The organism is Streptomyces sp. NPDC090032 (genome assembly GCF_044748025.1).
In the GTDB taxonomy this organism is placed as follows: Bacteria; Actinomycetota; Actinomycetes; order Streptomycetales; family Streptomycetaceae; genus Streptomyces.
Genome location: NZ_JBIVFF010000008.1, coordinates 244,390 through 267,248, shown reverse-complemented (window position 1 = coordinate 267,248; position 22,859 = coordinate 244,390). Strand labels below are relative to the sequence as shown.

Genomic DNA, 22,859 nt, shown 5'->3' with positions numbered 1-22,859 from the left:
CGCCGTTGCGCCCGGTGCGCGGACCCTGCCAAGATCCCGTGCGCACTTCGTGTGCCTGCTGTGGAGAGCCGGCGGGCGAGGCGGGTCAGCCGGCGGCAGGCAGGCCGAGCAGCGCCCGCGCCACCACCTGGGGTGACTCGTCGCGCTCCCGCGCGAGCGCGACGACTGCCCGGCACGCGAGTTCGTTGATGCCGAATGTCAGGGCCTCCGGAGACACCCAGGTCGCGGCTTCGGCGAGCTTGTCCTCGTCGTCCTCGACCGACGCCGAGACGTAGGTTGCCGCCGCCTCGAAGAGGTTCGGCGGGCGCTTGCGCGGCGCCGCCGCGACGCTTACGCCGGCCGGTGTCCGTGCGGCCAAAGCCTTGCGGAGTCTGTCGAGCATGTATGCCACCTTCCCCCGATGCGGTGTGCGACGGTGCGTCACATCACCAACGTAGAGCGGGAGTTCGAGCGTCAGAAGGGTTTCGCCTCCGTGCGTGTTCCCAAGTCCGCGAGAGTGGAGCGCAGCCAGGCGAGTTCGGCCCGGCTGGTCGCGCGGGCGATGGTGAGGATGCCGCGGCGGAACGGGTCGTCCAACTCCTCGGCTCGCAGCGGACGTTCACCTTCGTAGAAGAAGCTGGCCGGTTCCTCCAGGAACGCCAGCCTGCGCCCGAGCGCCGTCGCCTGCGCCCCAGGGTCGTCGAGGTGCCGCAGGAACGCGAGGACCGTGAACCAGCGGTTCTCGTCGGTGATGTCCGCTCGGCCGGGCTCCGCCAGCCTGCCGCGGAGTTCCTCCCGGCCCGCCGCGGTCAGGCTGAGGACGTGGCGCTGGGCCGCGACCGACCCCGGCTGGGTCTCGCGGGTGAGCAGGCCTGCCTTCTCCAGGCGCTTGATCGCCGGATAGAGCGTGCTCTCGGCGACGGGCCGCACGTGGCCGGTCAGTGCCGTGATCCGTTTGCGCAGCTCGTAACCGTGCAGAGGCGCGTCGTAGAGGAAACCGAGGATGGCGAGTTCCAGCATCCCCTCATTGTGCCGCACTCCCTACGGGTTCGGTGTACATCGGTCTGGCAATACATCGGTTCCGATGTATGCTCTGCGAAGTGCCTCGTAAGGGCGGGGCTGTGCGGTCGTCGGGGAGAGGGAGTGGAGGGCGCATGCTGAAGCAGGCCCGGTTCGACTTGCAGGGGAGCCACATCCGCTGGGTCGAGGGCGACGGGGACGGGGCGCCGCGGGTGTACGTCCATGGGCTGGGATCCGCCTCCACCGTCTACCACGCGCATATAGCCGGCAGGCCCGAACTCGCGGGCCGTCGTTCGCTGTTCGTCGATCTGCCGGGGCACGGAATCAGCGACCGGCCCGCCGACTTCGGCTACTCGCTGGACGATCACGCCGACGCCCTGGCGGCCGCTCTCGATGCGGCCGGGGCGTCCGGCGCCGAGCTCGTCGCGCACAGCATGGGCGGCGCGGTGGCGATCGTCCTGGCCGACCGGCGCCGCGACCTCGTCTCGCGGCTCGTGCTCACCGAGGCCAACCTCGACCCGTACCCTCCCCGCGTGGAAGGCAGCAGCGGGATCGCCTCCTACGGAGAGGACGAATACGTCACGGGCGGCGGCCACGCGCGCGTGCTCGCCAAGGTCGGCCCCCTGTGGGCGGCCACCATGCGCCTCGCGGATCCCCTCGCCCTGCATCGCACCGCCGTCGGGCTTGCCCGCGGCACCCGCCCCACCATGCGGCGGATGCTCATGGACCTGGACGTCGACCGCCTGTATCTGCAGGGCGCGCGCAGCGGTGAACTCGCGGACCGCGCGGGTCTCGAAGCCGCGGGAGTGCGCGTGCGCACCGTGCCCGACGCCGGCCACAACGTCATGTTCGACAACGCTGAGGCATTCGCCGCGGCGGTCGCGGACCACGCCCTCGCGTAGCCCGGCACGGCGTCAGTCCCGTACGGCACAAACCCCGAACCCCTGTACGGCACCAACTCCGTGCGGCGTCAGTCCTGGCGTTCGGCCAGCGTCAGGAAGCGGGCGTCCTCGTCCACGTACGACGTCATGCGCCAGCCCGAACCGGCCAGCAGCGAGCGGAGGTTCGGTTCGGCGCGCAGGTCGTCCGGGGTGAGCCGGCGGCCCTGTCGCGCGGCCAGCGCCGCCCGCCCGATGGGGTGGAACAGCGCGAGGAGTCCGCCCGGACGCACCACCCTCGCCAACTCCCGGAGATTCTCCAGGGGTTGGGGCAGGTGTGCGACGAGCCCCGAGCCGAAGACGGCGTCGAGCGACTCGGACCGCACGGGCAGGCGTGTCACGTCGGCGAGCAGGAGTGAGCCGGCGTGAGCCCGTCCCGCCCGTACGGCGGCCTCCAGCATCGCGGGGGTCAGGTCGACCCCGAGGACCGTTCCCGAAGGCCCCACGGCGTCCCTGAGCGCCGGCAGGGCGCGCCCCGTGCCGCATCCCGCGTCGAGCACCCGGCCGCCCGCGCGGAGCCCCAGATCGGCGACGGCCGCCTCGAAGGCCGGACCGTCGTCGGGGAACCGTGCGTCCCAGTTGGCCGCGCGGGCCGAGAAGAACTCCTGCACGTGCGTGTGGTCGTCGCTCATGACTCCATGATCCCTCGCGTACGGGCGCGTGCGTAGGCGCGTCCAAGGGATCGAAAACTCCGCATGCGACCCATGAGAACCGATGCGAACCGAAACCGCCGTATGTCGGACGGTGCACATGTTCGAGCGTGACGCGATCGTTCAGGTGCGTCTCTCTGTCAGATTCCAGCAGCTTTCGAAATGCGCCCCTGTTGTGCGCCCCCGAGAGGTCTAGCGTCCCGGAGCCATGGGACACCTGGACCACGCCACCTTCGGCTGGCTGACCCCCGTGCTGTCATACGTGATGGCATCCATCGGCGCCGCGCTCGGTCTGCGCTGCACCGTCCGCGCCCTGGGCGCCACCGGCCGTTCGCGGCGCAACTGGCTGATCACCGCGGCGTCCGCGATCGGCACGGGCATCTGGACGATGCACTTCGTGGCGATGCTCGGCTTCGGCGTCACCGGAACGGAGATCCGCTACAACGTGCCGCTCACCGTCCTCAGCCTGGTCGTCGCCGTGGCCGTCGTGGGCGTCGGCGTTTTCGCCGTCGGCTACAGCCGAGACCCCAACCGCGCCCTCGCGCTGGGCGGGCTCACCACGGGACTCGGCGTCGCGAGCATGCACTACCTGGGCATGGCGGCGCTGCGCCTGCACGGCCAGGTGCGCTACGACCCGCTGCTCGTGGGGCTCTCCGTCGCCATCGCCGTCGTGGCCGCGACGGCCGCCCTCTGGGCCGGACTCAACATCAAGTCACCCGCCGCCGTCGCGGTCGCCTCCCTCGTCATGGGCGGCGCGGTGAGCAGCATGCACTACACCGGAATGATGGCGGTGAGCGTGAAGGTCGCGGCCTCCGCAGCGGCCCTGCCCGGGGCCACGGCGATGCAGTTCATCTTCCCCCTCGCCGTCGGCCTCGGGTCCTACCTCTTCCTGACGTCCGCGTTCGTCGCGCTGTCCCCCACCACGGGGGAGCGCGAGGCCTCCGAGTCGGCCCAGCGGCCCGTCGAGAGCGTCGCCCGCTGACGGCGCAACGGCGCCACCACCCTTCGCACCACGAGCGCACCACGAGCGAGGAGGCCATGCGTACACCCCGTAGGACCCCCATCACCGGCGCGCAGCCCAAGCCCGCGCCCCCGGCGCGCGGACGGCGCGCGCACGCCGGACCGCCCGCGGAAGAGGACCACGGAACGGACGGTCCGTCCGCTCCTGTCGTGCCTCCCACGCGCGCGGGCCGCCGAGGGCTGCGGCCCCGTACCGTCCGCGCCAAGATCGTGTGCCTTCTGATGGTGCCCGTCGTCTCACTGCTCGCTCTGTGGGCGTACGCGACAGTCACCACGGCCCAGGACGTGGCCCGGATGCGACAGTTGCAGCGGGTCGACTCCACGGTCCGTGGCCCCGTCGCCGACGCGGTCGCCGCGCTCCAGGCCGAACGCACCGCGGCCGTCGCCTACGCCGCCAAGCCGGCGGCCGACCGCGGTGACGACCTCAAGAAGCGCGGCTCGGCGACCGACCGGGCCGTGGCGAAGCTCCGTCTCGGCGACGGCAACACCGTCGCGGACGGCGCCGATCTGCCCGCGCGGCTCGGCGAGCGACTGACGGCGTTCGTCTCCGCCGCCGACGAGCTGCGCCCCCTGCGCAGCGCGGTGCTCGGCCGGCGCACCGGCTGGGAGGGCACGTACGAGCAGTACACGAAGACGATCGGCTCGGCGTTCGCCGTGAACGGTGCGGTGACCGGGGTCCAGGACGACCGTCTCGGCTCCGACGCGCGCGTGCTGCTCGAGTTCTCACGGTCCGGCGAGATGCTCGCCCGCGAGGACACCCTGCTCGCCGCCGCCCGTCTCGCGGGCTCGCTGGACGGTAAGAGGCTGCGGCTGTTCACCGGGGCGGTCGACACCCGGCGCAACCTGGCCGAATCGGCCGTAGCCGACCTCCCGGCACCTCAACGGACTGCGTGGCGCCACCTCGTGGAGGGGAGCGCGTACGGCGACGTACGCGCCGTCGAGGACAAGGCTCTCGCCGCTCGGCCCGGCCGCGCGGCGCTCGCCGCGGCTCCCGCACTCACCTGGGACAGCGCGCACACGACCGTGCAGAACCGGTTCCGCTCGATCGAGGCGGATGCGGCGCACACGGCCGCGGACCGGGCGGATCCGTTCACCCGCGGACTGCTCACGCCCGCGGGCGCCGCCGTCCTCTTCGGCCTGCTCGCCGTCGGCGCCTCGCTCGTGATCTCCGTACGCATCGGCCGCGGCCTGGTCGTCGAACTGGTCAGCCTGCGCAACAGCGCCCTGGAGATCGCCCGGCGCAAACTCCCGCACGCGATGCGGAAACTGCGCGCCGGCGAGGAGATCGACGTCCGTGCGGAAGCGCCGGAAGGCCCTCCCGCCGAGGACGAGACCGGACAGGTCGCCGAGGCTCTCGGCACGGTGCACAGGGCAGCCCTGCGCGCCGCCGCCGAACGCGCCGAACTCGCCAGCGGGATCTCCGGCGTCTTCGTCAACCTCGCCCGCCGCAGCCAGGTCCTCGTCCACCGTCAGCTCGGCCTCCTCGACACCATGGAGCGCAGGGCCGAGGACCCGAACGAACTCAGCGACCTGTTCCGGCTCGATCACCTCACGACCCGCATGAGGCGCCATGCGGAAAGCCTGATCATCCTCTCCGGAGCCGCCCCGGGCCGAGCCTGGCGCACCCCCGTGTCTCTGACCAACGTGGTCCGCGCGGCGGTCTCCGAAGTCGAGGACTACGCGCGCGTGGAGGTACGGCAACTGCCCGCCGCCTCCGTACAGGGCGCCGCGGTGGCCGACCTCACCCACCTCCTGGCCGAACTCGTGGAGAACGCCGCCCAGTTCTCACCGCCGCACACCAAGGTGCGGGTCAGCGGCGAACCCGTCGGAAACGGCTACGCCCTGGAGATCGAGGACCGGGGCCTCGGCATGGGCAAGGAGACCCTCGCCGAGGCCAACAACCGCATCGCCCACTCCGAAGCGCTCGACCTGTTCGACAGCGACCGGCTCGGACTCTTCGTGGTCAGCCGGCTCGCCCACCGCCACGGCATCAAGGTGCACCTGCGCACCTCGCCGTACGGCGGCACCACCACGGTCGTCCTGCTGCCCACCCCCCTGCTGCACGCCGGGGCCCCCGACAAGTCCGTCGGGGCGGACGCCACACAGGAACACGCGGCGGAGCACCACCACGCGCGCGTGCCCGACCCGGAAGCACTCCACATGAACGGCAATTCCGTGCCCGCCCAGGGGCCACGCCCCGCCATCGCCGCCGCCGTGCACGCCGTGCCCGACAGGGACACGGCTCACGACACCCCAACGCCCCCCGGAGTCACCGCCCTGCGCCTGCACAGGCCCCCTGCTGACGAGAGCGACTCCGAGGCACCTGACGGACTGCCCAAGCGGGTACGGCAGGCGAGCCTCGCACCCCAGCTGCGCGAGCGGCCGGAGGACGACAACGGCGCCACACACCAGCAGGAATCCGGCGCACGCACGCCCGAACAGGCGCGGCAGCGGATGGCGGACTTCCGCGACGGCTGGGTCCGGGGCGGCGGCCGCCCACCAGGATCCGGCTCAGGACCCGTGCACGGCAGCGACAGCACCGAAGGAGATCCCACATGATCCAGGACCCGACCACGGACGCCGCGCCCCGGTCCGGAGAACTCGACTGGCTCCTCGACGACCTGGTGCTGCGCGTCGCCGAGCTGCGGCACGCGGTCGTCCTCTCCAACGACGGACTCGCCGTCGGCGCGTCGAGCGGGCTCGGCCGCGAGGACGCCGAACATCTGGCCGCCGTCGCCTCCGGCTTCCACAGCCTCGCCAAGGGGGCCGGCCGGCACTTCGGAGCGGGCGGCGTCCGCCAGACCATGGTCGAGATGGACGACGGCTTCCTCTTCGTCGCCGCGGCGGGCGACGGTTCGTGCCTCGCCGTCCTCAGCACCGCCGACGCCGACATCGGCCTCGTCGCGTACGAGATGGCCCGCATGGTCAAGCGGGTCGGCGAACACCTCTACACCCCACCGCGGTTCGCCGCGCACCCGCCCGCCGCCGGATGACCGGACGGTCACGACGATGAACGATCACGGGCACAGGGACGACCAGGGACGGGGCAGCCCGGACCGGTCGGGCAGCCAGTGGTACGACAACGAGGCCGGCCCGCTGGTCCGCCCGTACGCGATGACCGGCGGGCGCACGTCACCCGGTCCGAGAGGGGTGCGCTTCGATCTGATCGCACTCGTCAAACTCGACGACGCCGCACCCGGCAAGGACGACGACACGGCGCTCGGCCCCGAGCACAGGGCGCTCATCGAGTTGTGCCGCACCGAGACACAGTCGGTCGCCGAACTCGCCGCGGGCACCGACCTCCCCGCAGGGGTGGTCAGGGTGCTCCTGGGAGACCTTCTGGACATGGGCTGCGTCAAGGTCAGCCGTCCCGTGCCGCCCGCACAGCTACCCGACGAAAAGATCTTGAGGGAAGTCATCGATGGCCTCCGAGCACTCTGAAGAGACGAACGCCAACAACGCCGGCGACGTCGACAACTCCGCCCTGGCTCTGAAGATCCTGGTCGCGGGCGGATTCGGGGTCGGCAAGACCACCCTGGTCGGCGCCGTCAGCGAGATCCGACCGCTGCGCACCGAGGAACTGCTCAGCGAACTGGGCCAGAACGTGGACGACACCGGAGCCGTGGAACGCAAGACCACGACGACCGTCGCCATGGACTTCGGCCGCATCACCATCCGCTCCGGCCTCTCGCTCTACCTGTTCGGCACGCCCGGGCAGGACCGTTTCTGGTTCCTCTGGGACGAACTGTCGCAGGGCGCGCTGGGTGCCGTCGTCCTCGCGGACACCCGACGGCTCGAGGACAGCTTCCCCGCCGTGGACTACTTCGAGCACCGCCGCATCCCGTTCGTCGTGGCGGTCAACTGCTTCACGAACGCGCGTACTTACGGGGCCCACGACGTGTCACGCGCCCTCGACCTCGACCGGGGGACGCCGGTGGTGCTGTGCGACGCCCGCGACCGCGACTCGGGGAAGGAGGTGCTGATCCGGCTCGTCGAGTACGCCGGGCGGATGCACACCGCCCGGCTCCTCGACTCCGTGAGCTGAGGTGAGCTGAGCTGAATTGAACTGAGCTGCGCCGTTGTCAGTCGGTGAGCCCTGCCAGGGCCACGACCTTCTCGATCCGCACGCGCACGAGGAGCTCGCCGGGCACGCCGTTGCGCTCGCCGAACTCCTGGGCGCGGTCCTCGCCCATGTAACGCGCACCGATCCTGGTGGCCGAGTCCCGCAACTGCGTCAGGTCCTCGATGAGTTCGGCGCGGCCCTCGATCACGGTGAAGGAGAACGGCGCCCGCTCGTCGTCCACGCACAGGGCCACCCGGTTGTCCCTGGCGAGATTGCGGCCCTTCACAGTGTCCTTGCCGGTGTTGAACAGGATGTGCTCGCCGTCGAGAACGAACCAGACGGGCGCGATGTGCGGGCTGCCGTCGGGCCGCACGGTGGACAGCTTGGCGGTACGGGTCCCCTCGGAGACGAACGTCCGCCATTCCTCATCGGTCATCTTGTGTGCCATGGGGTCATCCTGCTTGCCGAGACGCCGAGCGTGGGGAAGGCTGGCGAGACAGATCCTCCGGGTGGAGCGATCGGAATGGGGGAGACGGGATCATGGCGGACAACGAGGGGCTCGGCTGGCTGCTGGACGACCTGACGGAGCGTGTCGAACATGTGCGCCACGCTCTCGTCCTGTCCAACGACGGTCTGGTCACCGGGGCGAGCAGCGACCTCAGGCGGGAGGACGCCGAGCATCTGGCGGCCGTGTCGTCCGGTCTGCACAGCCTCGCCAAGGGATCAGGACGGCACTTCGGCGCCGGCGGCGTCCGGCAGACGATGGTCGAGTTCGACGATGCCGTGCTTTTCGTGACGGCGGCGGGCGACGGCAGCTGCCTGTGCGTGCTCAGCTCGGCCGAGGCCGACATCGGTCAGGTCGCGTACGAGATGACGCTGCTCGTCAATCGGGTCGGCGAACATCTCGGCGTGGGAGCCCGTCGGACAGACGGATCCTGACCTGCATAAACGCCAGGCGAGCCAGAGTTATCCACAGGCTCAGCGGCGCGGGCGGGATTCGGGCTACGGTTTTTCCCGGGAGCGATCACGACTCACGGGGGAGATCAGACATGGATGGCAACACCATCGCCACACCGGCCACGCGGGTGCACGCCGCGTCGCTCGCGCAGAGCCGGGCTGCTCGCGAACTGGGGCTGAAACGGGGCGAGTTCGAGCTGGCTGTAAGGCTCGGACGGGTCCGCACCGTACCGGCCGAAGGTGGCGGGCGCCGCCGCGTCGCCCGCGAGGAGATCGAGCGGGTGCGTGACACCGCGGGCTTCCCGGACACGCTGCGCGAGCGCGTTCGGGCCGTGGGGACCACGGAAGGCGCGGGCCTCATGGACATCACCACGGCCAGGTTCACCCGGCTCGCCCGCGCGGGGATGCTGACGCCCGTCCGCTTCTACCTGAACCGTTACCGGGCCGTGGTCTGGCTCTATCTCGCTGAAGAGCTGCGGGAGTTCGCGGCGGCCGAGGTCAACGCACCACTGATGACGGGACGCGCACCCGACCGAATGCGCGCCCGCCTCGACGCGGGGATCGATCTGCGGCCACGGAACTGGCGGTCGCGGCACGCGGGTCATCTGCTCGGGCAGAGCACCGACGCATGGGAGCGAGCCGCTGCGGTGGCGTCCCTGCTGGACGCGGTGACGGTCCTCGAACTCGTCAAGTGCCCTTACGAGCGCGGCTATCTGAGCAAGCTGCGGCCCGAGTCGGCGGGCCACGGGACGCCCGACTCGCCGTCGGCACGCATCGCCGAGCGCATCATGACGGCCGACGACCCGCACGAGATCAGCTGGCTCAGGGCGAGCCTGCTGCTCAGCCTGGCGGAGGCACGACGCCTGCGGCCCGCGCCACGACCGACCACGGGCTTCCCGGCGGTGGCCCCTCCGGCGCCGGATGTGGTGCTGGCGGAACCGCCAAAGGTTATGGGCGTGCAGGGCCCGCCCGACACCGAGCCACCCCGCCCGTCGCGCGGATTGCGCGGCTGGCTCCGCCGCAGAGGAACCTGAACCAGGCCCGTGGCAGCGGCAGTTCGGAAGCGTGGGCCTATTCGATGGCGTCGAGATCCTTGGCGTAGTGCTCGATGGCCGGCCGGTACGCGACGAGGTCCGGGTCGCTGCTCGTCTGCGCGAGGACGGTCAGCAGCAGCCGCATTCCGTCATGCGCGCGGCCCGCGTTGTACAGGGCCATGGCCAGGAAGGTCTTGAGGGCGTTGTCCTCGGGGAACTCGACGGCGCCGCCGCTCAGCGTGGCAACCGCATCCGAGTAGCGGCCGAGTGCGCGGTAGGTGCTGCCCAGACCGAGCAGAGCGCCCCGCCGGTCGTCCTCGGTCAGGCCGGAGCCGTCGATTGCCCGCACGTAGTACGGGACGGCATCGGCTTCGAGCCCGAGGGCGTCATGGACCCAGGCCGTCTGGTACGCGACCTCGGCGTCGTCGGGGAACCGGGCGGACAGCGCGACGAGCAGCTCGCGGGACTCTTCGCGCAGGCCGCCCTCGCGCAGCCGCACGGCCCGCGCGAGCGACGCGTCCCGGCCGTCGGCGCCGGTCATTCCCCGAGCTTGCGGAAGAGGCCCTCTTGCACCACGGACACGAGGAGTTGTCCGTCGACGTCGTAGATCCGGCCGCGCGCCAGACCTCGACCGCCCGTCGCGATCGGGGACTCCTGGTCGTACAGGAACCACTCGTCCGCGCGGAAGGGGCGGTGGAACCACATGGCGTGGTCGAGCGAGGCCATGTCGAAACCACGCTGCCCCCACAGCGGTTCCACCGGGAGGCGCACGGCATCGAGGAGGGTCATGTCGCTCGCGTACGTGAGCGCGCAGGTGTGCACGAGCGGGTCGTCGCCGAGGGGCCCGACCGCGCGCATCCAGACCGCGCTGCGCGGCTCGGCGCGGTCTATGTCCTCGGGGGACCAGCGCAGCCGGTCCACGTAGCGGATGTCGAAGGGCTGGCGCCGCGCCATGAGTTCCAACGCTTCGGGCAGCGTGCCCAGATGAGCACTCACCTCGTCGGCGATCGTCGGCAGGGACTCCGGATCGGGAACCTCGCGCGCCGGCGGCAACTGGTGCTCGAAGCTCCCGTCCTCGGGCTTGTGGAAGGAGGCGGTCAGATTGAAGATCGTGCGGCCCTGCTGCACGGCGGTGACGCGGCGCGTCGTGAACGACCGGCCGTCGCGGACCCGTTCGACCTGGTACACGATGGGCACGCCGGGACGGCCCGGGCGCAGGAAGTACGCGTGCAGCGAGTGCACGGGCCGGTCGCCCTCGGTGGTGCGGCCCGCGGCGACGAGCGCCTGGCCGGCCACCTGGCCGCCGAAGACCCGCTGCAGGGACTCCTGCGGGCTGCGGCCCCGGAAGATGTTGACCTCGATCTGCTCCAGGTCGAGCAGGTCGACGAGCCGCTCAGCTGGATTCGTCATGGGTTGTTCTCTCATCTCTGCGCCGCGCTCCGAGCACTGCGTCCGGGGTCCGCGACATCCGCGACCGGGTCAGGACCTACAGCTGGCCGACATCCGTGACACGGATGACCGCACGGCCCTCCGCGTCGGACGCCTCGAGATCGACCTCGGCACTGATGCCCCAGTCGTGATCGCCGTTCGGATCGGCGAACGTCTGGCGCACCCGCCACAGGCCGTGCGCGGCGTCCTCCTCGATCCGCAGCAGCTTCGGTCCGCGGGCGTCGGGACCGGTGCCGAGATCTTCGTACTCGTCCCAGTATTTGTCCATGGCCTCACCCCAGGCGTCCGCGTCCCAGCCGGCGTCGGCGTCCAGCTCGCCCAGTTCATCGACGTTGTCGAGGGCGGCCAGTTCGACCCGGCGGAACATGGCGTTGCGGACGAGCACACGGAACGCGCGCGCGTTCGCCGTGACCGGCTTGACCTGGTCGGCCTTCTCCTGGGCCTCCTCGGCCGTCATGACCTCGGGGTTGGCGAGCTGTTCCCACTCGTCGAGGAGGCTGGAGTCGACCTGGCGGACCATCTCTCCCAGCCAGGCGATCAGATCCTCGAGATCCTCGGACTTGAGGTCGTCGGGCACCGTGTGCTCGAGGGTCTTGTACGCGCCGGCGAGGTAACGCAGCACGATGCCCTCGGTGCGCGCGAGCTCGTAGAAGGACACGAACTCCGTGAACGTCATGGCCCGTTCGTACATGTCGCGGATCACGGACTTCGGCGACAGCGGATGGTCACCCACCCACGGGTGGCTTCTGCGGTACACGTCGTACGCGTGGAAGAGCAGCTCCTCCAGGGGCTTCGGGTACGTGACGTCCTGGAGCCGCTCCATGCGGTCCTCGTACTCGACGCCCTCGGACTTCATCGCCGCGACGGCCTCGCCGCGCGCCTTGTTCTGCTGGGCGGCGAGGATCTGCCGCGGGTCGTCGAGTGTCGACTCCACGACGGACACCATGTCGAGCGCGTACGACGGCGAGTCCTTGTCGAGCAGGTCGAAGGAGGCGAGGGCGAACGTCGACAGCGGCTGGTTGAGCGCGAAGTCCTGTTGCAGATCGACCGTCAGACGTACGATCCGGCCCGAGGAGTCGGGCTCGTCGAGCTTCTCGACGATGCCGCCGTCGAGGAGCGACCGGTAGATGGCGATCGCGCGGCGGATGTGCCGCAGCTGCTGCTTGCGCGGCTCGTGGTTGTCCTCGAGGAGGTGACGCATGGCCTCGAAGGCGTTGCCGGGCCGGGCGATGACTGCGAGCAGCATCATGTGCGTCACCCGGAAGCGGGACGTCAGCGGCTCAGGATCGGAGCCGATCAGCTTCTCGAAGGTGTTCTCGGTCCAGGCGACGAACCCCTCGGGCGCCTTCTTGCGGACCACCTTGCGGCGCTTCTTCGGGTCGTCGCCCGCCTTCGTGAGCGCCTTCTCGTTCTCGATGACGTGCTCCGGCGCCTGCGCCACGACGAGGCCCGCCGTGTCGAAGCCGGCCCGCCCGGCCCGCCCCGCGATCTGGTGGAACTCCCGGGCGCGCAGCGTCCGCACCCGCGTCCCGTCGTACTTCGTCAGGGCGGTGAACAGGACTGTGCGGATGGGCACGTTGACCCCCACGCCCAGCGTGTCCGTGCCGCAGATGACCTTCAAAAGACCCGCTTGCGCGAGCTTCTCCACCAGGCGCCGGTACTTGGGCAGCATGCCCGCGTGGTGCACGCCGATCCCGTGCCGCACGTAGCGCGACAGATTGCGGCCGAACTTGGTGGTGAAGCGGAAGTTGCCGATCAGGTCGGCGATCTTCTCCTTCTCCTCGCGCGTGCACATGTTGATGCTCATGAGTGCCTGCGCGCGCTCCACGGCCTGCGCCTGCGTGAAGTGCACGATGTAGACGGGGGCCTGCCGCGTGTCGAGCAGTTCGGTCAGCGTCTCCGTGAGCGGCGTGAGCCGGTACTCGTAGGAAAGGGGGACCGGGCGCGTCGCGGAGCGGACCACCGACGTGGGCCGGCCGGTGCGCCGCGTCAGGTCCTTCTCGAACATCGCGACGTCGCCGAGCGTCGCCGACATCAGGATGAACTGCACCTGGGGAAGTTCGAGCAGCGGAATCTGCCAGGCCCAGCCGCGGTCGCCCTCCGCGTAGAAGTGGAACTCGTCCATCACGACCTGGCCGATGTCGGCCCGCGCCCCGTCGCGCAGCGCGATGGAGGCGAGGATCTCGGCGGTGCAGCAGATCACGGGGGCATCGGCGTTGACGGACGCGTCACCCGTGAGCATGCCGACGTTCTCCGTGCCGAAGAGCTTGCACAGCTCGAAGAACTTCTCGGAGACCAGCGCCTTGATCGGTGCCGTGTAGAAGGTGACCTCGTCCCGCGCGAGCGCCGCGAAGTGCGCACCGGCGGCGATCATGCTCTTGCCGGACCCGGTGGGCGTCGAGACGATCACGTTCGCCCCCGACACCACCTCGATCAGCGCCTCCTCCTGGTGGGGATAGAGGGTGATCCCGCGCTCCTCGGCCCACGACTCGAAAGCCTCGTAGAGGGCGTCGGGGTCGGCGGTCCTGGGCAGCTGATCGATAAGGGTCACGCCCCCATCTTGCCTGCCTTCCGACCCGATCCGGCAATCGGTTGCCTGTACGAAGATCATGAAAGGTACGCTGTGGCGCCGACGAGGCGTCAGGACGCCGTGGCCCGGGTGGGGACAACTGGGCACCGACACAAGTGGAATGGGGCGGAACGCAGCCATGATGGGACCGGCACACTCGCTGTCAGGAGCAGCGGCCTGGCTGGGGGTGGGGGCGGCCGCAGCCGCCGCCGGGCACCCCATGCCCTGGCCCGTCGTGCTCGCCGGGGCACTGATCTGCGCGGGCGCGGCGCTCGCCCCCGACCTGGACCACAAGGCGGCCACCATCTCGCGGGCCTTCGGCCCGGTGTCGCGCGGCCTGTGCGAGATCGTCGACAAGCTGTCGTACGCGGTCTACAAGGCGACCCGTATGAAGGGCGACCCCCGCCGTTCCGGCGGACACCGCACCCTCACCCACACCTGGCTGTGGGCGGTGCTGATCGGCGCCGGCGCCTCGGCGGCGGCCGTCTTCGGCGGGCGCTGGGCGGTCCTCGCCCTCCTCTTCGTCCACATGGTCCTCGCCATCGAGGGCCTGCTGTGGCGGGCGGCACGCGGCTCCAGCAGCGACGTCCTGGTGTGGCTGCTCGCCGGGACCAGCGCCTGGATACTCGCCGGAGTCCTCGACAAGCCGGGAAACGGGGCGGGCTGGCTGTTCACACAGCCCGGCCAGGAGTACCTGTGGCTGGGCCTGCCCATCGTCCTGGGCGCCCTGGTGCACGACATCGGGGACGCGCTCACGGTCTCGGGCTGCCCGGTCCTGTGGCCCATCCCCATCGGCCGCAGGCGCTGGTACCCGATCGGCCCGCCCAAGATGATGCGTTTTCGCGCAGGAAGCTGGGTCGAGCTGAAGGTGCTGATGCCTGTGTTCATGCTGCTCGGCGGAGTGGGGTGCGCGGCCGCGCTCAACGTCATCTGAGCCGCCGCACACCCCTGGGCCTCACCCCTCTGGGCCGCACGCCCTCAGGGGGTGTCTCCCTTCTTGCCCAGCCCGCGCGGTCACCCGTGCCAGGAGCGCCACAGCGCCGCGTACGCGCCGTCGGCCGCCACCAGCTGGTCATGGCTGCCGAGCTCCCTGATCCGGCCCTCCTCGACCACGGCGATCACATCCGCGTCGTGCGCGGTGTGCAGCCGGTGGGCGATGGCCACGACCGTGCGGCCGTCGAGGACCCTGCCGAGCGAACGCTCCAGGTTCCTGGCCGCCCGGGGGTCGAGCAGCGAGGTCGCCTCGTCCAGGACGAGGGTGTGCGGATCGGCGAGGACCAGACGTGCCAGGGCGACCTGCTGGGCCTGCGCCGGGGTCAGCGCCACCGCGCCGGATCCGACCTCGGTGTCGAGGCCCCCGTCGAGTGCCCGCGCCCAGCCGTCCGCGTCGACCGCGCCGAGAGCCGCCCACAGCTCGGCGTCCTCGGCCCCGGTGCGCGCGAGGCGCAGATTGTCGCGCAGGGAGCCGACGAACACGTGGTGCTCCTGGTTGACCAGCGCCACGTGCGAGCGCACGCGCTCCGCGGGCATCCGGGAGAGCTCGGCGCCTCCCAGTGTGACCTGGCCGGTGCGCGGCGCGTAGATCCCGGCGAGGAGCCGGCCGAGCGTGGACTTGCCCGCTCCGGACGGTCCGACCAGCGCGAGCCGCGTACCGGGCCGGACATCGAGGGACACCTCGCGCAGCACGTCGACGCCCGCCCGGTACCCGAAGTGGACGTCGTCGGCCTGCACGTGCCGACCGTCCGGCGCCACCGTGGCGTCACCCGCGTCCGGCTCGATGTCCCTGACGCCCACGAGCCGGGCCAGCGACACCTGGGCGACCTGGAGCTCGTCGTACCAGCGCAGGATCAGGCCCAGCGGGTCGACCAGCATCTGGGCGATCAGCGCGCCGGTCGTCAGCTGCCCGATGCCGATCCAGCCCTGGAGCGCGAAGACACCGCCGATCAGGAGCACCGCACACAGGACGGTCACATGGGTGGCGCTGATGACCGGGAAGAACACCGACCGCAGATAGAGCGTGTAGCGCTCCCACGCCGTCCACTCCTTCACCCGTCGATCGGACATCGCCACGCGGCGGTCACCGAGCCGGTGCGCCTCGATGGTGCGCCCGGCGTCGACGGTCTCCGCGAGGGCCGCGGCCACCGCGGCGTAGCCGGCGGCCTCCGAGCGGTACGCCGACGGGGCCCGCTTGAAGTACCAGCGGCAGCCGACCACCAGCATCGGTACCGCGACGAGGACCGCCGGTGCCAGCGGCGGAGCGGTCACGGCGAGACCGCCGAGGAGCAGCCCCACCCACACGACGCCGATGGACAGCTGGGGAACGGCCTCGCGCATGGCGTTGGCGAGCCGGTCGATGTCGGTGGTGATACGCGAAAGGAGATCACCGGTACCGGCCCGTTCGAGCACGCCGGGCGGCAGTCCGACCGCTCGCACGAGGAAGTCCTCGCGCAGGTCCGCGAGCATCCGCTCGCCGAGCATCGCGCCCCGCAGCCGCACCTGCCGCACGAACACGGCCTGGACGACGAGCGCGATGACGAACACCGCGATGGTGCCGCCCAGATGCTCCACGCGCAGTCGGTCCGTGCCGTCCGAGACGTCCTGGACCAGAGCCCCGAGCAGATAGGGGCCGACCATCGACGCCACGACGGCGATCGCGTTCACGCCGATGAGCAGCAAGAACGCGCGGCGGTGCCGCTGGTACAGCTCGCGGACGTAGGACCGCACGGTCGCCGGGGCGCCGACGGGCAGAGTGTTCGCCGTGGTCGGGGCCGCCGGGTCGTAGGCCGGTGGCGCCAGGCCGATCATGCTGTCTCCTCGATCTCGGTGAGTTCTCCGATGCCGGCGTCGCCGACGACCGGTTCGCCGCGCAGAGAGATGCCGCCGTTCTGGGGCTGTGCTGCCGGCGCCGTCTCCTCGTCGGTCTCGCGGGTCACGACGGCCCGGTATCGGGGCTCGGTGAGCACCAGTTCCCGGTGCTCGCCGACCGCCGCGACCGTGCCGTCGTGGACCAGGACCACCCGGTCCGCGCGGTCGAGCAGCAGCGGGGACGAGGTGAGCACGACGGTCGTGCGCCCGCTGCGCAGCGCGCGCACGCCGTCGGCGATCCTGGCTTCGGTGTGGGAGTCGACGGCGGACGTCGGCTCGTCGAGGACCAGCGTCTCCGGGTCGGTGACCAGGGACCGCGCCAGCGCGAGCCGCTGCCGCTGGCCCCCGGAGAGGGAGCGGCCGCGCTCGGTGATCCGCGCGTTCATCGGGTCGTCGTCCAGCGACGCCTGCGACAGTGCGTCCAGCACGTCGGCGCACTGTGCCGCGGTCAGCGCCTCCTCGGGACGTACGGAGCCCGAGGACGGGACGTCGAGCAGTTCGGCGAGCGTGCCGGACAGCAGCACGGGGTCCTTGTCCTGGACGAGGACGGCGGCGCGGGCCGTGTCCAGCGGCAGTTCGTCGAGCGGCACCCCGCCGAGCAGCACGGAGGGCAGGGCGGGGGCGGCCGGCTCATCGGGATCGCTCCCGGAGCCGGAGCCGGAGCCGGAGTCGGTCTCGGCGCCGGTACCAAAGCCCTTGTCCGAACCGGTCCCGGTCCTGGTGTCCGCGTCCGTGGGGTGTCCCCCGAGACGGTCCGCGAGGCGGCCCGCGAGGTCCGGGTCGCCGCACACCACGGCGGTGAGCCGGCCCGCGGGTGCCAGCAGTCCCGTCACCGGGTCGTACAGGTCACCCGCCGGTGCCTCGGCGGTGCGGAGTCCGCCCGGCTCCGTGACCCGTTCGATGGACAGGACGCGTGCCGCGCGCTGGGCCGAGGGGCGCGAGAAGGAGTACGCCATGGCGATCTCCTCGAAGTGCCGCAGCGGGTAGTTGAGGATCATCACGGCGCTGTACACGGTGACCAGTTCACCGACGGTGATCCGGCCCTGGCGGGCCAGTTCGATGCCGTACCAGACGACCGCGATCAGCAGCAGGCCCGGCAGCAGCACCTGGACCGCGGAGATCAGGGACCACATGCGGGCGCTGCGGACGGCGGCCGTGCGGACCTCCTGCGAGGCGCGGCGGTAGCGGTCGAGGAACAGTTCCTCGCCGCCGATGCCGCGCAGGACACGCAGGCCCGCGACGGTGTCCGAAGCGAGTTCCGTGGCGCGGCCCGCCTTCTCGCGCTGCCGGTCGGCACGGCGGGTGGCGCGGGGGAGGAGCGGGAGGACGGCGAGCGCGAGGACCGGCATGCCGATGGCGACGACGATGCCGAGCGCCGGTTGGTAGAGGACGAGCCCGATGCAGACCACGACGACGGTGAGCGCGGCGGCGGCGAAGCGCGAGAGCGCCTCGACGAACCAGCCGATCTTCTCGACGTCGCCCGTGGAGACGGCGACGACCTCGCCGGCGGCGACCCGCCGGGTCAGCGCGGCGCCCAGGGCCGCCGTCCTGCGGGCGAGGAGCTGCTGCACCCGGGCCGCCGCGGTGATCCAGTTGGTGACCGCCGTCCGGTGCAGCATCGTGTCGCCGAGGGCGAGCGCGGCGCCGAGGAGCAGGATCAGCCCGCCCGCGAGGGCGAGCCGCGAGCCGGAGCCGTCGACCACGGCCTGCACGGCGAAGCCGACACCGTAAGGAAGGGAGGCGACGGACAGGAAGTGCAGGAGTCCCCAGGACAGGGACTTGAGCTGGCCGCCGAGCTGGTTCCGGCCCAGCCAGAACAGGAATCGGGGGCCGGAGCGGGCATCCGGCAGGCCCGGGTCGGGATACGGAAGATCGTGGATCTGCATGACGTCCCAGAGCTCGGAAGGGGAGAGCGAAGTCGGGGGTACGGACGGAACAAACCGTGCAAGGTTCGCGGGATTCCGGCACCGGAGGCAAACGGTTTTCCGCCGTGGGGCAAAGTTTCGGCCCGCGTTCGACGCCGGAGGCAGGGCTGGTCGGGGGCACCCGGTGCGTGGTGCGACCATGGACCGTATGCGTAACGCGGGTGCGGTTCGAACGGCGGTCGCTACGGCGGCCTGCAGCGTCCTTCTCATGACCCTGTCGGCCTGCGGCGGTTCGAGCGGAGGCGACGGGGCCGAGCGGAAGGCCGAGTCGGGCTCCGCCGACGCACGGCAGGAGGACCGCCCGGCCGTCGACCTCAAGCGCATTCCCGACGTGGGCGACCAGCTCCAGTCGAAGATCCCGCAGAACGCGCGGCAGGTGGTCGCGGTCTACGGCGACGGCAAGAACTCCGGTGACTCGACCGTCGTGCTCTACACGAAGTCCGGTTCCACCTGGGACAAGACGCGCAGCTGGCCGGCGCACAACGGCAAGAAGGGTTGGACCGCCGACCACCGCGAGGGCGACAAGAGAAGTCCCATAGGGGTGTTCACCCTCACGGATGCGGGCGGTGTGCTCGCCGACCCCGGTGCGAAGCTGCCGTACACGCAGGCGGCGTCGTTCCAGGCCCCCCACTACTGGGCCAAGTCGCACTGGCACGACTTCGACTACGTCATCGCCATCGACTACAACCGCGTGAAGGGCACCGCGCCGAACGACCCGACCCGACCCGAAGGGCAGACCAAGGGCGGCAGCATCTGGCTCCACATGGACCACGGCAGCGGCACTTCGGCGTGCGTGAGCCTGTCGAAGTCCGGCATGGAGTACCTGTTGCGCACGATCGACCCGAAGCAGCACCCGGTCGTGGTGATGGGCGACAAGGCGTCACTGAAGAGCTGACGCTCCATCAGGTACCGGGCGTCGGCCTGGAGTGAGGGCCGCGCGGGATGCGGCGCGGCCTTGGGGTTGCGGGTGACGGTGCGGCAGCCAGGGGCTGTTGCGGGGGCGGCGTGCGCCCCGTACAACACCCCTCATGAGAAGACGCGTCATGTCCATGCTCGCCGCGGTGACTCTCGCGGCTGCTGCCCTCGCCGGCCAGGCCAACGCGGCCTCCGCCGAACCCCACTCCTCCGCGCCCCCGTCCGCAGACGCCAACGCCGCCGTCGCGCCCCAACCCGCCACCCCGCCCACCGAGTTCGGCACCGACTGGCACGACCCGATCACCGCCACGCCGCCCGTGGAAAAGCCGGCCGGCAAGTCCTGCCGTGTCACGCTCGCGGAGACAGAGTTCCGTGACTTCACGCCCTACAAGGGAAGTTACGCCCCGCCCAAGGGCTGCGGCGACCGGTGGAGCAAGGTCGTCCTGCGCCTCGAAGGCAAGGTCAAGGGGAGGCAGTTCGACCGTCTCGGCTATCTGCACATCGGCGGGGTGGAAGTCCTGCGCACCTCGACCCCCGAGCCTTCGCCCGACGGCATCGCCTGGAATGTGGAAAAGGACGTCACCCGCTACAGCGACACCCTGCGGGCCGACCAGCCGGTCGAGATGCTCATAGGCAACGTTGTCGACGACACGTACACCGGTGTCATCGAGGTGAAGGCCACCCTGACCTTCTACGCCGCCGAGCCGCACGCGAAGCGGCATCCGCAAGCGGACACCCCGGACCGCGTGCTCACCCTCGACCAGGGCGAACTCACCACCCCGCGCAACAGTGAGCGCATCGTCGCCGAGGTGTACGCCACCGGATCGGGCGGCGGCTGCGAGGAGTTCTGGTACCTGTCGGTGCCGAACGAGGTCCCGTACTCGTGCAAGGCGGACGGCGGGCCGTACCGCGAGGTGCAGATCTCCGTGGACGGCCAACTCGCAGGCATCGCCTCGCCGTTCCCGAACGTCTGGACGGGCGGCTGGTCCAACCCCTTCCTCTGGTACGTGATCCCGGCCCCGGGAGCCTTCGACGTCCGGCCCCTCCAGTACGACCTGACGCCGTTCGCCGGACTTCTCGACGACGGCCGTCCGCACCAGGTCGACGTCTCCGTCGTGGGTGTCCCGAAAGGCCAGAGCGGCTGGAGCGCCCCGGTCAACGTGCTCGTCTGGCAGGACGGAGGGAGTTCGCGCGTGACCGGCGCGCTGACGGGCCACAAGGAGAGCGAGCCGGCCAACTCGACGACGTACACGCCTGGCACGGACGAGCACCGCCTCGACGCACAGGGCGGGCACAGGCTGACGGTGTCCGGCTATGTGAACACCTCGCACGGCCGCGTCACCACCACCGTCACCCGCGATCTCACCAGCACGTCCACGCACCGCTGGACCGACGGCGAGAACGACGACGCGCTGAAGGGCACGTGGAGCGACCGCCAGACCGTCGTCTCCGGCCACGACACCCTTCGCACGAACCGGACTTACACGATGGACGGCGCCACCACGCTCGACGCTGACAACCGGCTGCGGACCGTGATCGAGCTCGGCGACCGGGCCGGGACGGGACGGGCCACGGGCGCGGGCCGCACGGCGTGGACGGTGCTCGACGACACCTTCACGGGTGACGCCTCGTACGCGGCGAACGTTCCGCGTGAGCAGCGGCACGCTGTGGGTAGCAGTCGTGAGCGATACCGTCTGACCAGCCCTGATGGCTGCTACGACCGCGAACTGGCCACAGTGCAGGGTGCGTTGACGGCAGACCGCAGGCACTGCTGAGGGGCACGGCTGGAGCACGGCCGTAGGCGCGGGCGCCCGGGGTCTTGGAGCAATATCCAAGATTTACGCCGATGTGACATCGGGGTCTTCTACGGAAGCCGCCACTCCGACATAGTGACGCTTCGCGGAACAGAAATCGGAATCCAACTTCCGCATAGCAGAATCCGCACAAGTCACTGACGTTGCTCCGGAGGAATGCCCCGTGCCGCAGTCCGTACCGTCCCTGCCGCGACGCGCCGCACGCGTACTACGTACCTCGTTGTTCGCGCAGGTCGCCTGCGCACTTGTGATCGGAGTCGTCGTCGGACGGCTGTGGCCCCACGCGGGCACAGCCGTCCAACCGCTCGGCGACGGCTTCGTACGTCTCATCAAGGCGATGATCGCGCCCCTTGTCTTCTGCGTGGTCGTCGCCGGAATCACCAAGGCCGGAGACCTCAAGGCCTTCGGCCGCATCGGGCTCAAGGCCCTCCTGTGGTTCGAGGTGGCGACGACCGTCGCCCTCGTCGTCGGCCTGCTCGCGGGTAACCTCGCCGGCCCCGGCGTCGGCATGAACGTCGACCCGTCCAAGCTGGACGCGTCCGCCGTCGAGGAGAAGACCGGCGGCGGCTCGCTCCCGTCGACCGGCGACTTCATCCTGCACTCGCTCCCCGACAGCGCGGTCGGGGCCTTCGCCGAGAACTCGCTGCTCCAGGTGCTCGTCCTCGCCTGTCTCGTGGGCGCGGCCCTGCTGCATCTCGGCAACACCAAGGTCCCCGCGATCCTGCCCGCCATCGAGCAGGGCCAGGAAGTGGTCTTCGCCGTCGTCGGCTTCATCATGAAGCTGGCCCCGCTCGCCGTGTTCGGCGCGACGGCGCACCTGGTGGGCGAGTACGGCCTCGGCGCCCTGTCGACGTACGGCAAGCTCATCGGCGTCTGTTACGCCGTCGCCGTGATCTTCCTCGTGCTCCTCGGCCTCGCCCTGAAGGCGGTCACCGGACTGAGCCTGTGGAAGTTCGTCCGTTACACGCGCGAGGAACTGCTCCTCGCGCTCGGCACCGCCTCCAGCGAGACGGTCATGCCCCGCATGATGCAGAAGCTGCGCCACGCCGGCTGCCGCGACGACGCCGTGGGCCTGGTCCTGCCGACGGGGTACTCGTTCAACCTCGACGGAGCGTCGATCTACCTCTCCATCGGTACGTTGTTCATCGCGCAGGCCGTCGGTGTGGACCTCTCGCTCGGCCAGCAGATCACCGTAGTGATCGTCCTGATGCTCACCAGCAAGGGCATGGCGGGGGTGCCCGGGTCGGCCTTCCTCGCGCTGTCGGCCACCGCGTCCGCGCTCGGCGTCATCCCGGCGGGCGCCGTCGCCCTGCTGCTCGGCGTCGATCGCATCATGGACGCCATGCGCGTCTCCACGAACCTGCTCGGCAACTGCGTGGCCGTCTTCGTGGTCTCCCGCTGGGAGGGCGCGCTAGACACGGCCAAGGCCAAGAAGGTGCTGGGCGGCGAGATCGCGTTCGTACCGGAGGAGGACCGCGACGAGCCGGTCAGCTCGCCGGAGTCCGCTAAGACCCAGGGTTCCGAATCCGCCGCGGAGACGGTGGGCTGAGCCCGGGTGGGGGTGCGGGCCCCCGCGCGCCGGGGGGGGGGCCCCCCCCCCCGGCCGGCCCCCCCGGGGGGGGGGGCGCCCCCCCCCCCCCCCGCCGCGTTCACACACCCCC

21 protein-coding genes are annotated in these 22,859 nt (G+C 70.9%); 12 read left to right on the top strand and 9 right to left on the bottom strand.

What is annotated here, in order from left to right; translation table 11 throughout:
• Positions 1–85: 85 nt before the first annotated feature.
• On the bottom strand, positions 86–382 hold the full coding sequence (locus tag ACIPWY_RS22085; RefSeq protein WP_393702776.1) for a hypothetical protein: 297 nt from the start codon (positions 380–382) through the stop codon (positions 86–88).
• A gap of 71 nt (positions 383–453) precedes the next feature.
• On the bottom strand, positions 454–999 hold the full coding sequence (locus ACIPWY_RS22080) for a PadR family transcriptional regulator (protein WP_393702774.1): 546 nt from the start codon (positions 997–999) through the stop codon (positions 454–456).
• A 137-nt stretch (positions 1,000–1,136) separates the two neighbouring features.
• Between ACIPWY_RS22080 and ACIPWY_RS22075 the strand changes: the two genes are divergently transcribed.
• Positions 1,137–1,901 (top strand): alpha/beta fold hydrolase, encoded by a 765-nt coding sequence (locus ACIPWY_RS22075; protein ID WP_393702951.1) that lies wholly within the window; start codon positions 1,137–1,139, stop codon positions 1,899–1,901.
• A gap of 68 nt (positions 1,902–1,969) precedes the next feature.
• On the opposite strand, the gene ACIPWY_RS22070 is transcribed toward ACIPWY_RS22075, so the two are convergent.
• Positions 1,970–2,569, bottom strand: coding sequence for a class I SAM-dependent methyltransferase (locus tag ACIPWY_RS22070; protein WP_393702772.1), 600 nt, complete (start codon positions 2,567–2,569; stop codon positions 1,970–1,972).
• A 226-nt stretch (positions 2,570–2,795) separates the two neighbouring features.
• Between ACIPWY_RS22070 and ACIPWY_RS22065 the strand changes: the two genes are divergently transcribed.
• From ACIPWY_RS22065 to ACIPWY_RS22045, 5 genes are read left to right on the top strand one after another with little or no spacing between them, the layout of a single operon-like run.
• Complete coding sequence (locus tag ACIPWY_RS22065) at positions 2,796–3,569, top strand: MHYT domain-containing protein (protein ID WP_362908839.1); 774 nt, start codon at positions 2,796–2,798, stop codon at positions 3,567–3,569.
• Positions 3,570–3,625: 56 nt separating this feature from the next.
• A complete protein-coding gene (locus tag ACIPWY_RS22060) occupies positions 3,626–6,166 on the top strand; it encodes a nitrate- and nitrite sensing domain-containing protein (protein ID WP_393702770.1) in 2,541 nt (846 codons plus the stop codon).
• Positions 6,163–6,600 (top strand): roadblock/LC7 domain-containing protein, encoded by a 438-nt coding sequence (locus ACIPWY_RS22055; RefSeq protein ID WP_362908837.1) that lies wholly within the window; start codon positions 6,163–6,165, stop codon positions 6,598–6,600. Before ACIPWY_RS22060 ends, ACIPWY_RS22055 begins: the two co-directional genes overlap by 4 nt.
• A 16-nt stretch (positions 6,601–6,616) precedes the next feature.
• On the top strand, positions 6,617–7,048 hold the full coding sequence (locus ACIPWY_RS22050; RefSeq protein ID WP_362908836.1) for a DUF742 domain-containing protein: 432 nt from the start codon (positions 6,617–6,619) through the stop codon (positions 7,046–7,048).
• Complete coding sequence (locus ACIPWY_RS22045; protein ID WP_362908835.1) at positions 7,029–7,652, top strand: ATP/GTP-binding protein; 624 nt, start codon at positions 7,029–7,031, stop codon at positions 7,650–7,652. The genes ACIPWY_RS22050 and ACIPWY_RS22045 overlap by 20 nt, the downstream gene beginning before the upstream one ends.
• A gap of 37 nt (positions 7,653–7,689) precedes the next feature.
• On the opposite strand, the gene ACIPWY_RS22040 is transcribed toward ACIPWY_RS22045, so the two are convergent.
• Positions 7,690–8,118, bottom strand: coding sequence for a PPOX class F420-dependent oxidoreductase (locus ACIPWY_RS22040; protein WP_393702767.1), 429 nt, complete (start codon positions 8,116–8,118; stop codon positions 7,690–7,692).
• A gap of 92 nt (positions 8,119–8,210) precedes the next feature.
• On the opposite strand from ACIPWY_RS22040, the gene ACIPWY_RS22035 reads away from it, so the two are divergent.
• On the top strand, positions 8,211–8,609 hold the full coding sequence (locus tag ACIPWY_RS22035; protein ID WP_362908834.1) for a roadblock/LC7 domain-containing protein: 399 nt from the start codon (positions 8,211–8,213) through the stop codon (positions 8,607–8,609).
• A gap of 110 nt (positions 8,610–8,719) precedes the next feature.
• Positions 8,720–9,661: a DUF6397 family protein gene (locus ACIPWY_RS22030; protein WP_393702764.1), complete on the top strand. Its 942-nt coding sequence runs from the start codon at positions 8,720–8,722 to the stop codon at positions 9,659–9,661.
• Between the two features lie 37 nt (positions 9,662–9,698).
• On the opposite strand, the gene ACIPWY_RS22025 is transcribed toward ACIPWY_RS22030, so the two are convergent.
• The 3 genes from ACIPWY_RS22025 to ACIPWY_RS22015 all read right to left on the bottom strand — a co-directional run bounded on the left by ACIPWY_RS22025 (position 9,699) and on the right by ACIPWY_RS22015 (position 13,661).
• Positions 9,699–10,202, bottom strand: a complete 504-nt coding sequence (locus tag ACIPWY_RS22025) for a tetratricopeptide repeat protein (protein ID WP_393702762.1) — start codon at positions 10,200–10,202, stop codon at positions 9,699–9,701.
• Positions 10,199–11,071: an acyl-CoA thioesterase gene (locus ACIPWY_RS22020; RefSeq protein ID WP_393702760.1), complete on the bottom strand. Its 873-nt coding sequence runs from the start codon at positions 11,069–11,071 to the stop codon at positions 10,199–10,201. Before ACIPWY_RS22020 ends, ACIPWY_RS22025 begins: the two co-directional genes overlap by 4 nt.
• A gap of 76 nt (positions 11,072–11,147) precedes the next feature.
• A complete protein-coding gene (locus ACIPWY_RS22015) occupies positions 11,148–13,661 on the bottom strand; it encodes a DUF3516 domain-containing protein (RefSeq protein WP_362908830.1) in 2,514 nt (837 codons plus the stop codon).
• A 157-nt stretch (positions 13,662–13,818) separates the two neighbouring features.
• Here ACIPWY_RS22015 and ACIPWY_RS22010 point away from each other — a divergent pair, with 157 nt between their 5' ends.
• A complete protein-coding gene (locus ACIPWY_RS22010) occupies positions 13,819–14,613 on the top strand; it encodes a metal-dependent hydrolase (RefSeq protein WP_393702758.1) in 795 nt (264 codons plus the stop codon).
• A gap of 80 nt (positions 14,614–14,693) precedes the next feature.
• On the opposite strand, the gene ACIPWY_RS22005 is transcribed toward ACIPWY_RS22010, so the two are convergent.
• Positions 14,694–16,484 carry an ABC transporter ATP-binding protein gene (locus ACIPWY_RS22005; protein ID WP_393702756.1) on the bottom strand — a complete coding sequence of 597 codons (1,791 nt, stop codon included), beginning with the start codon at positions 16,482–16,484 and terminating at the stop codon, positions 14,694–14,696.
• Positions 16,481–18,430, bottom strand: coding sequence for an ABC transporter transmembrane domain-containing protein (locus tag ACIPWY_RS22000; protein ID WP_393702754.1), 1,950 nt, complete (start codon positions 18,428–18,430; stop codon positions 16,481–16,483). Before ACIPWY_RS22000 ends, ACIPWY_RS22005 begins: the two co-directional genes overlap by 4 nt.
• A 187-nt stretch (positions 18,431–18,617) precedes the next feature.
• On the opposite strand from ACIPWY_RS22000, the gene ACIPWY_RS21995 reads away from it, so the two are divergent.
• From ACIPWY_RS21995 to ACIPWY_RS21985, 3 genes are all read left to right on the top strand, one after another.
• Entirely contained in the window at positions 18,618–19,364 is a 747-nt protein-coding gene (locus ACIPWY_RS21995; protein WP_393702949.1) for a L,D-transpeptidase family protein, read from the top strand.
• Between the two features lie 133 nt (positions 19,365–19,497).
• Entirely contained in the window at positions 19,498–21,159 is a 1,662-nt protein-coding gene (locus ACIPWY_RS21990) for a peptide-N4-asparagine amidase (RefSeq protein WP_393702752.1), read from the top strand.
• A 202-nt stretch (positions 21,160–21,361) separates the two neighbouring features.
• Positions 21,362–22,747: a cation:dicarboxylate symporter family transporter gene (locus ACIPWY_RS21985; protein ID WP_393702750.1), complete on the top strand. Its 1,386-nt coding sequence runs from the start codon at positions 21,362–21,364 to the stop codon at positions 22,745–22,747.
• Positions 22,748–22,859 lie beyond the last annotated feature (112 nt).

Bases quoted from the DNA above. Each gene is read 5' to 3' on its own strand.
- ACIPWY_RS22030 (WP_393702764.1), top strand. From the start codon at position 8,720: ATGGATGGCAACACCATCGCCACACCGGCCACGCGGGTGCACGCCGCG.
- ACIPWY_RS22020 (WP_393702760.1), bottom strand. From the start codon at position 11,071: ATGACGAATCCAGCTGAGCGGCTCGTCGACCTGCTCGACCTGGAGCAG.
- ACIPWY_RS22035 (WP_362908834.1), top strand. From the start codon at position 8,211: ATGGCGGACAACGAGGGGCTCGGCTGGCTGCTGGACGACCTGACGGAG.
- ACIPWY_RS22025 (WP_393702762.1), bottom strand. From the start codon at position 10,202: ATGACCGGCGCCGACGGCCGGGACGCGTCGCTCGCGCGGGCCGTGCGG.
- ACIPWY_RS22060 (WP_393702770.1), top strand. From the start codon at position 3,626: ATGCGTACACCCCGTAGGACCCCCATCACCGGCGCGCAGCCCAAGCCC.
- ACIPWY_RS22040 (WP_393702767.1), bottom strand. From the start codon at position 8,118: ATGGCACACAAGATGACCGATGAGGAATGGCGGACGTTCGTCTCCGAG.
- ACIPWY_RS22010 (WP_393702758.1), top strand. From the start codon at position 13,819: ATGATGGGACCGGCACACTCGCTGTCAGGAGCAGCGGCCTGGCTGGGG.
- ACIPWY_RS22005 (WP_393702756.1), bottom strand. From the start codon at position 16,484: ATGATCGGCCTGGCGCCACCGGCCTACGACCCGGCGGCCCCGACCACG.
- ACIPWY_RS22055 (WP_362908837.1), top strand. From the start codon at position 6,163: ATGATCCAGGACCCGACCACGGACGCCGCGCCCCGGTCCGGAGAACTC.
- ACIPWY_RS22070 (WP_393702772.1), bottom strand. From the start codon at position 2,569: ATGAGCGACGACCACACGCACGTGCAGGAGTTCTTCTCGGCCCGCGCG.
- ACIPWY_RS22085 (WP_393702776.1), bottom strand. From the start codon at position 382: ATGCTCGACAGACTCCGCAAGGCTTTGGCCGCACGGACACCGGCCGGC.
- ACIPWY_RS21995 (WP_393702949.1), top strand. From the start codon at position 18,618: ATGCGTAACGCGGGTGCGGTTCGAACGGCGGTCGCTACGGCGGCCTGC.
- ACIPWY_RS21990 (WP_393702752.1), top strand. From the start codon at position 19,498: ATGAGAAGACGCGTCATGTCCATGCTCGCCGCGGTGACTCTCGCGGCT.
- ACIPWY_RS22080 (WP_393702774.1), bottom strand. From the start codon at position 999: ATGCTGGAACTCGCCATCCTCGGTTTCCTCTACGACGCGCCTCTGCAC.
- ACIPWY_RS22045 (WP_362908835.1), top strand. From the start codon at position 7,029: ATGGCCTCCGAGCACTCTGAAGAGACGAACGCCAACAACGCCGGCGAC.
- ACIPWY_RS22000 (WP_393702754.1), bottom strand. From the start codon at position 18,430: ATGCAGATCCACGATCTTCCGTATCCCGACCCGGGCCTGCCGGATGCC.
- ACIPWY_RS22050 (WP_362908836.1), top strand. From the start codon at position 6,617: ATGAACGATCACGGGCACAGGGACGACCAGGGACGGGGCAGCCCGGAC.
- ACIPWY_RS22065 (WP_362908839.1), top strand. From the start codon at position 2,796: ATGGGACACCTGGACCACGCCACCTTCGGCTGGCTGACCCCCGTGCTG.